The sequence below is a fragment of the Thermotalea metallivorans genome, assembly GCF_001562415.1.
GTDB lineage: Bacteria > Bacillota > Clostridia > Peptostreptococcales > Thermotaleaceae > Thermotalea > Thermotalea metallivorans.
The window spans coordinates 1-7,964 of sequence record NZ_LOEE01000100.1; the positions used below are offsets into that span (position 1 = coordinate 1).

9 protein-coding genes are annotated in these 7,964 nt (G+C 34.7%); 7 read left to right on the top strand and 2 right to left on the bottom strand.

Annotation, left to right across the window (positions count from 1 at the left end):
• Positions 1-490 precede the first annotated feature (490 nt).
• The 5 genes from AN619_RS16080 (at position 491) to AN619_RS15290 (ending at position 4,216) form a co-directional block, all read left to right on the top strand.
• Positions 491-805, top strand: coding sequence for a hypothetical protein (locus tag AN619_RS16080; protein WP_157065042.1), 315 nt, complete (start codon positions 491-493; stop codon positions 803-805).
• 31 nt (positions 806-836) lie between these two features.
• Positions 837-1,337, top strand: a complete 501-nt coding sequence (locus tag AN619_RS15280) for a hypothetical protein (protein ID WP_068558115.1) — start codon at positions 837-839, stop codon at positions 1,335-1,337.
• 693 nt (positions 1,338-2,030) lie between these two features.
• Positions 2,031-3,296, top strand: a complete 1,266-nt coding sequence (locus AN619_RS15285; RefSeq protein ID WP_157065043.1) for a tetratricopeptide repeat protein — start codon at positions 2,031-2,033, stop codon at positions 3,294-3,296.
• A gap of 20 nt (positions 3,297-3,316) precedes the next feature.
• A complete protein-coding gene (locus tag AN619_RS16085) occupies positions 3,317-3,460 on the top strand; it encodes a hypothetical protein (protein WP_157065044.1) in 144 nt (47 codons plus the stop codon).
• 273 nt (positions 3,461-3,733) lie between these two features.
• Complete coding sequence (locus AN619_RS15290) at positions 3,734-4,216, top strand: DUF4277 domain-containing protein (RefSeq protein ID WP_068558117.1); 483 nt, start codon at positions 3,734-3,736, stop codon at positions 4,214-4,216.
• Between the two features lie 111 nt (positions 4,217-4,327).
• On the opposite strand, the gene rpsT is transcribed toward AN619_RS15290, so the two are convergent.
• A complete protein-coding gene (gene rpsT, locus AN619_RS15295) occupies positions 4,328-4,603 on the bottom strand; it encodes a 30S ribosomal protein S20 (protein WP_068558118.1) in 276 nt (91 codons plus the stop codon).
• Positions 4,604-4,994: 391 nt separating this feature from the next.
• Here rpsT and gpr point away from each other — a divergent pair, with 391 nt between their 5' ends.
• Both gpr and spoIIP read left to right on the top strand, forming a co-directional pair.
• Complete coding sequence (gene gpr, locus AN619_RS15300; protein WP_068558119.1) at positions 4,995-5,969, top strand: GPR endopeptidase; 975 nt, start codon at positions 4,995-4,997, stop codon at positions 5,967-5,969.
• A gap of 199 nt (positions 5,970-6,168) precedes the next feature.
• A complete protein-coding gene (spoIIP, locus tag AN619_RS15305) occupies positions 6,169-7,446 on the top strand; it encodes a stage II sporulation protein P (RefSeq protein ID WP_068558120.1) in 1,278 nt (425 codons plus the stop codon).
• A 148-nt stretch (positions 7,447-7,594) separates the two neighbouring features.
• Here spoIIP and AN619_RS15310 read toward each other — a convergent pair whose 3' ends face one another.
• Positions 7,595-7,828 carry a BhlA/UviB family holin-like peptide gene (locus tag AN619_RS15310; RefSeq protein WP_068558121.1) on the bottom strand — a complete coding sequence of 78 codons (234 nt, stop codon included), beginning with the start codon at positions 7,826-7,828 and terminating at the stop codon, positions 7,595-7,597.
• Positions 7,829-7,964: the final 136 nt, after the last annotated feature.

Consider the following 7,964-nt stretch of genomic DNA (forward strand, 5'->3'; position numbering starts at 1 on the left):
CAGCTTCAGCATTTACAATCATTGAGGAAATATCAAACAAAGTCAAAGAATTTCAAACTTATATTAGAGAAAACACTACTAAAGTTAAACAACTTGTATTTGCACGAAACTATTACAAATAGGTTAAGTTTTAGAAGCGTAAATTTATATATTAAATATTAGAAAAATTAATTTTTTTGCAATTGCCTAAAATCAAAAACTATAATAAATATTAAACAATTATGTAAGTAAAACCAAGGAAAGGAGGAAAATATTATGCAAAAGATAAGATCTCCAAATGAATTGGTATGAGTCGCAAATGATGAAAATAAGATTGTCAATAAAAAATAATCTATAACCTTGTTTTGCCTAGTTTTGCCTAGCTTTAAATATCAAATAAAAAGTAAAATTTTTTACATTATTAATATCTATAAACAAAAACAGGGGGATGAAGTAAAATGAAGAAAAACAAAAAAAGTCAATAATAATTACAACATTGCTTTGTATATCATTGTTTACAATTGTCTCTAATGCTTTTTCCTTTTTTTATGATATGTATGGAAAAAGTGCATGGTTTGGAGATGAAGCATGGTCTTATACAGCTATTCTTGAAGATGAAATAGTAGACAAAGTCAGAGTTGATCAATATATATATGACAGAAATTATGAATATCTATCTTCCTTATCAAGATCAGCATTAGATTCAAGTTACGTAGATGTTAAAGTTATGTCACCAAGCGGTTATATAATTGTAGCAGAACATTTCGCATATGATTGGACTGGGAACGATAATACCAGTTCAACTGCTTGGAAAACTTGGAAATAATACGAAATTATTTAGGTAGGGAGGAATAAAAATGAAGAAAAAAACAATTGGCATTTTGCTAATCATCATATTCGCAGTAAGTATAGGGTTTTCGTATGCTACAAAAATTCGTGATAATTATATAAAGGATATTAGAAATTCGACAGGATTAATTCAGTTGGAAAATGATAAGGCTGAAAAAGCCAAGATAAGGGTCAATAAAGTTTGGGAAGAGCTTGAATCGAGTTATAGCATTGATACAGAGAATTATATACAAACTGGCCCTGGGTGTTTAGATATATTGAAAGAATATTTTGAACCTGAACAGGCATTTACTATTGCAGATGATGTAATTTCACCGTACTTAAAAGAACTTCCCCTCGGTTCAATTTTGCCTTTAATATATGTAAAGAAAGATGGAACCGAAGTAATATTCATGTATAAAGAAGCTGATGGAACGAATGTACTTAAAAAAAGTATTTTGGAAAATAAGCAATGGATACGAAAAGAGGTAAAAAAAGAAAAAGGCACGCCGCTGGAGCCTATAAAATAATTTTCTAGACCAAATAAGATATTGCAAATTGCTGGTTATAAATGAAAAAGTTGAAAGGTCAGTCGGTATATAAGGATATTGGCTGACCTTTGAATATTTCGGCTCCGTTATTTATTAAAGCAAATTTCATAATTTCTAAGCCTTGAAAACAAAGGATTAGAAAAAGACATAAAAAAAATAGTTTACCCCAATCCGATAAATAATTCATACCAATAATCCACAGAAAGGAATAAACTACGAACTATGTATCGGCAAACAACATTATTTCGTTTAGATCAAATGATAGAAATGCAACCATGAATAAAATTACAAGCTGTTTTTACCCTTGTTGATCATTCCACCCCGATTTCGCATGAGAATAATTTACTTACAAGCGCATTGCAAAAATGTATTATATAAAGATGGAGATTAAGGATAGTAGGAAAAGAGTCATTTTCACCAATAGACTTTATAAGGACAAAGAAGACAAGAGGACTTCGATAGAATGTTCCTCAATAGTAAATAAGATTTAAAATATAACAAAAAAATAATTGCATAATAGATAAAACATATTTACTGTTATTGTTTTTTATGATATGATCTTTTTAAGAATTCAGAAAATAAATGGAAATGAAAGCAGGTGGGAAAGGACATGTATTTTATGGAGGATGTAATTTTGCCTCCTGGTGAGAAAATTAGAAGGATTGGGCATTTTTGGGAGCAAAGCAGGAAGATCTTGCAGGAGATAAAATTACGAGAAACTTGATCAGTTATATTGAGAACGGAAAAACAAGACTGACGAGAAGTACGGCAGAAGTTATCGCAGAAAATATGATCCGATTATCGGAGGCACAGAAGAATCCCATCCATATCAGCGTAGACTACCTGATGGAAACCGAGATGGAACAGGCAAACCGAATCTTAGAAAAGCTTCGAAACGAGTTGGAGAAATATTCTGAAACCAATGAGAAACGGTTTATAGAGGTTTTCCAGAGGGCAGAGGAGATTTTAGCAGAATGGAACCTTCCCGAAAGAAGGGCTGCTATTTATGAAGTGGTAGGTGATTTTTACTACCAAAAACAAAAGTACCATGAAAGCTATATCCACTACATCAAAGCGTTAGAAGACTACATACGGATTAATCACCATCGAAAGACAGCATGGATTTATTCTTTATTGGGGAGAGTTTCTATAAAACTAAAAAATTATCAAGAAACTATCAATTTTAACAACTATAGCATGCTCATCCTTGAAAGCCATCATATGGAAGCACCGGAAATTATGAAAAGGATTTTATTTAATAATGCTTTGGCATACTGGTATTTGCAATTGCATGATCATTGTTTAGAATTTTTGGATAAGTTGACAAAAACATATGACGATTTCAGTAGGGAGCAATATATGGATATACTACTTATAAAAGGCAATTACTTTCTGGATAGAAATGAATTAAACCAAGCAGAAAAAATCTATAGTGATATTTTAAAAATTGCACAAGAAAATAATTATTTGGAAATGATGGCGATTACATACTATAATTTCTGTGAAATTTATAAAAAGAGAGGTCAAGAACCAAAGGCTATTGAATATGGTCTCAAAGCTTTAGAAATTAGGGAAAAGATCGATAGCAAACTTTTAGGTGATACTTTGTTAGTTCTAGGAGAGTCATACCAATTTATTGGAAATTATAGTCAGGCAGAAGAATATTTATTAAAAGCCTTGGCGGCAGTCAGGAGAAGATTTGATCGAAGGATACAGGCAGAGGCTTACAAATTATTATTTAAAAATTATATTTACACGCAAAATTACAAGGCTATAGATAATTTGATAAATGAACTTTACGAAAATGTAGAAATAGGAGTATCCGCAGAAGTTCTTGGCATTTATATGGAAGCAAGCCGTTATTATTTAAGTCATGACGTAGAAAAGGCTGCGAAATTTCTTGAAAGAGGATTAGAAAAGCTAAATACGTCATGCTGAAAAATATAAGGAGGGATATGATGAAGTGTAAAAAATTGTTCATACTAATCCTAGTAATTATCTTACTAAACATGGGAGTATCGACTGTATTTGCCGGACATGGACCTGAACCATGGAGCATTGGACCGACAATCAGTACAGAAACTGTAAAAGATTTGAAGTAGACAAAAGATCAAATATTTTTACAAACCTATAAAAGCCTATATAAAATTACAGGCGATTTTGGTACATATTTTGAAAGGACTATATTTTCGCATATCAGGTGCTTTTGGGGTAAAAGGCATCTGATTTGCTTTTTTTACAGCAGAGATTAGGGTATAACCCCGATTTTGCATGAGAATAATTTACAAAAGTAATAATAAAAACCAAAAAGGGATTTCTAATTTTTTGTAGAATACTATCTTAGCAGATAAAAAATTCATCTTCGGAGGTATTCTATGTTACCACAAATGACGCTCTACAACCTAGGAGCAGCACCAATCATTGCAAAGCTTTGTCGTATTGCAGGGGTTCAAGAGGCTGTAAAACAACATGTGCAGCATTCCCCTGCGAAATCAAAGATTTCACCAGGACTATTGATTGAGTCCATGATTATAAATATTCTTTCAGATAGACAGCCTTTATATAGGCTAAAATCCTTCTGGGAAAACCAAGATCTTAACCTACCCTTCCATATCGATGGATTAGATGCTGGACAGTTTAACGATGATGCTTATGGTTGTTCACTGGGTAAACTTGCTGACGCTGAACCCTTTAAGCTGGTCAGTTCCGTTTGTTTAAATATGGCGAAAGCTCATGATGCACCTATCAAACAGCTCCACTTTGATACAACATCGAAGTCAGTACAAGGTGTATATGAATCTACAACAGAAGACCCTCTTATTACTTTAGGGCACTCTAAAGACCATAGGCCTATTTAGTTTCCCCTGAAAATATCCCATCCAGTCCTAAAAAAACAAAAAAGCGGAAAAGCGTACCTTGTACGCTTTTTATATTCATGGGGAATAAATGACGGTTGTTATTCTTTCAAATTACATAGCTTGCTTTATAGCATCGTTTAGTCTCTTAGCCAATCTGGCAACTTTTCTGGAAGCAGTATTCTTGTGGAAAGTACCCTTTGCAGCAGCTTGAGCAATTTTCTTTTCTGCATAGCGGAACTTATTTTTTGCTTCTTCAAAGTTACCGGCAACTAGAGCCTCCTCAAATCTTCTGATGGCAGTTTTTACGATAGATTTGATTCTTCTGTTTCTAGCTGTTTTTTTCTCGATTACTTTGATTCTCTTCTTAGCGGATTTAATATTAGCCAACCTGTTCACCCCCTTATACCCAGTTCAACAAAAGATATTTTATCACGATTGCTATCAAAATGCAAGGAAAAAAGTACTAGTTCTTTTATACCCAGAATATTTTTAAATTATACATGGCTCTCTACAAAATAAATGTACTTATGGAATTCTGAAGCTTAATATTATCTGTTGCCCTCAATACATTCTTATTGTAGCTGCCAGTCATCAGTCACCAGTACTGGTAGCTGGCAACTGGTAACTGATAACTGGTGACGAACTGCTATTCAAAAAATATAACTTTTTAAAGTAAATTTAATTTTGAAGTTGTAAATCTATATTATATCTTACACATAAAACAATTCTCAAGGTAAACACTATAACTGTAGAGATAGCAGAAACAGGAGGTGTTTGTATGTTCTCAATCAGGACAGACTTGGCATTGGAAGCAAGGGAGCTTTACCAAGAAAATTCGAACCAGGAAATTCCCGGCGTTGAGGTAGAACAAAAAAAAGAGGATTTTGCAACGGTGACCAGGGTGAAGGTTTTTAATAGGCAAGGTAGTGAAATCATGGGAAAACCTGAGGGAAGCTATATTACTGTGGAGGCACCCGGTTTAAAAAAGGCCGATGCCGATTTGAAAGATCAGGTAAGCCAGTTGCTGGCGAAAGAATTGGTACAGTTGATACCCAAGAAAAAGAATCTGAAAACGTTAATCGTTGGCTTAGGCAATTGGAATGTGACACCCGATGCCCTAGGTCCTCAAGTTGTCTCAAAGGTTTTGGTGACCAGACATTTCTTTGAAGCCTACGGGAAAAAGGATGATCCTACCATGACTTCTGTCAGTGCCATTTCACCGGGAGTCATGGGTACTACAGGGATTGAAACGGTAGAAATTATTCGAGGAATCGTAGAAAAGACGAAGCCGGACTTAGTCATTGCCATTGATGCATTGGCTTCTAGGAGAATGGAAAGGGTCCATACGACGATACAGATATCCACCACGGGTATCAATCCAGGTTCCGGAGTAGGAAATATGAGAAAGGAGTTTAGTGAAAAGACCATGGGGGTCCCTGTCCTGGCAATCGGAGTGCCTACGGTTGTAGATGCTGCCACCCTGACAAATGATACAATAAAGCTTGTGGTAGAGAATCTGAAGACCCAAGCCTCAAAAGGCTCCCAGTTCTTTCAAATACTCCAAGAAATGTCAGAAGAAGATAAATACAGTCTGATTCGGGAAGTTTTAGATCCCTACGGGGCCAATGTTTTTGTAACGACAAAAGATATCGATATCATGATTACAAATCTCTCCCAGATTATTGCCAGTGCATTAAATATTTCTCTTCATCCGGGCATCGATCTAAAAGACGTAAATCGGTATTTGCATTAACTATAATAAAAAGACCAACGGGAAATCCCATAGCCTTTTTGTAAAGGTTATGGGATTCTATGCGATTTTGGGAAACTGAAAGGAGGCATGGGTGAAGCTGAAAAACATGAAGAACTTATTATCATATATGCAAGATACGCCTCATATATTTTTATAGTATAGTTGAACAACAGGAAAAAACAGAAGAGAGGTGCGTATCTTGATCAATATCAAGGTAATTGAAATCAGAAAATGCTTTCAGTTTGTCTCCGTGCTTATTACCGTAATGATGTTCGTATTATTTTTTTCTGTTTTATTGGCAGATATTCGAGAGGGAGCCGTTGTGAAAGCCAATGGAATGGAAGTAGGGAAAAATATGGATCAGATCCATCAGGATCAAGGGATCCGTGAAAATATATTTGTATTGGTTATGAATAAGGCAATACCGCTGATGGATGTAATGTATAAGACAGAATATCGCCCTAATCATTATTCAGGAATATTCAAACTTGTCTTGAACAGACTTATCAATTTTGACTATAGAGATCCCAAAACACTGCTTGGTGCCCAGATACCTGCGTTTAAAAGTGCAGAGAAGGACTTGGCCCTTCAATTCCAAGAAGATGCTGTCCAATTGAATCTCGATGATCTGGGAGAGAAGATTGAAATTCCAGAAGTACAGCAACCAAGCCAAGGAGAGGGTGGGAAAGACTCTTCCGGCATATCTACAGACAATGCATTGGAAGATGATCAATTGCATTCAGAAATCCCTAAAAATACAGAAAATGTACAGCCTGCTGAAAGTGGTGCTGCGGTTGATCCTGCAGCAGAGCGTATTCAGATTGTCAGCTCTGCTGTCAGGATGCCGAATAAAGTGAAATTGGATTTGAGGAAGCCGGTCATCTTTATCTATCATACCCATGCCACCGAATCCTATTTGCCGGAGGAAGTAGGAAATTTTCATTCATTGAATAGAAAATTTACCGTAAGACGGGTAGGAGATGAATTGACAACCCATTTAACGAAAAAAGGATATAAGGTTGTCCATGATGATACGGTACATGATTATCCCTCATATGAAAAATCCTATGTAAGATCCCTTGAAACATTAAAAGCCAATCTTAAAAAAGAACCTACTTTAAAGATCGTATTTGATATCCATAGGGATGCTGTCATCAGTCAAGAGCAGGCAAACAATACGATTACAATCAATGGAGAAAAAGTAGCAAAATTTCAGCTTATTCTTGGAGGGAAAAACGAGAATTTTGAGCAATTAAAAATATTTGCAGATTATATCAATGCCAAAAGTGATGAATTATATCCGGGATTGGCAAAAAAAATATTAATAAAAGACTATGCCAAATTTAATCAATATAATTCTGACTATTATGCCCTCATTGAAATAGGGAATATTTCCAACCATATTGATGAGGCTGCCCGCACGACAAAATATTTGGCGGAAATTATTGATGCCGTGATTCAAGATATCAAAGAATAGTAAAAGAAGACGCGAAAGAGTCTTCTCTTATTTTTGGTTGGGGAATTTTCCATGGGAGACAATTCTTTTGCTGCTATGGAAAATTTCTAAAAACTTGCTTAATTTTGCCTAGTTTTTGGGTTTGGTGCATATTGGCCAATTGCTTGTTTTAAGCACCTTTTTTTAATATATAGTTTTTTATTTCCTCAACATTCTTTTTTACATCTTCTACCAGGTTTAATTTATCTGTTAAATTAGATATGATTTGTTGATACTTTCCTTCTCTTTCTTCTTGACGCAGATCTCTTTTTTCTTGATTTTTTAAGATATAAAAAATTAAAGCTACAGTAAGTACAGTCCATATTCCATGAGAAGATGCTAATTCCAATATTTTTTCTTCCAACTTTTATCCTCCTTGTAAGATAATTATAGGGTTAGGGTTCAAAAACCCACCCGAATGTTCTTTGACAACTTTAAATTTATTGTTCAGATGAATCAGTGACACCTAGCATTGAAATTTCTAAACATCGTGCTATAAA

What these genes read in the sequence shown, in the direction of transcription:
- AN619_RS15280 (WP_068558115.1), top strand. Translation starts at nt 837, where the DNA reads ATGAAGAAAAAAACAATTGGCATTTTGCTAATCATCATATTCGCAGTA.
- AN619_RS15290 (WP_068558117.1), top strand. Translation starts at nt 3,734, where the DNA reads ATGTTACCACAAATGACGCTCTACAACCTAGGAGCAGCACCAATCATT.
- gpr (WP_068558119.1), top strand. Translation starts at nt 4,995, where the DNA reads ATGTTCTCAATCAGGACAGACTTGGCATTGGAAGCAAGGGAGCTTTAC.
- AN619_RS16085 (WP_157065044.1), top strand. Translation starts at nt 3,317, where the DNA reads ATGAAGTGTAAAAAATTGTTCATACTAATCCTAGTAATTATCTTACTA.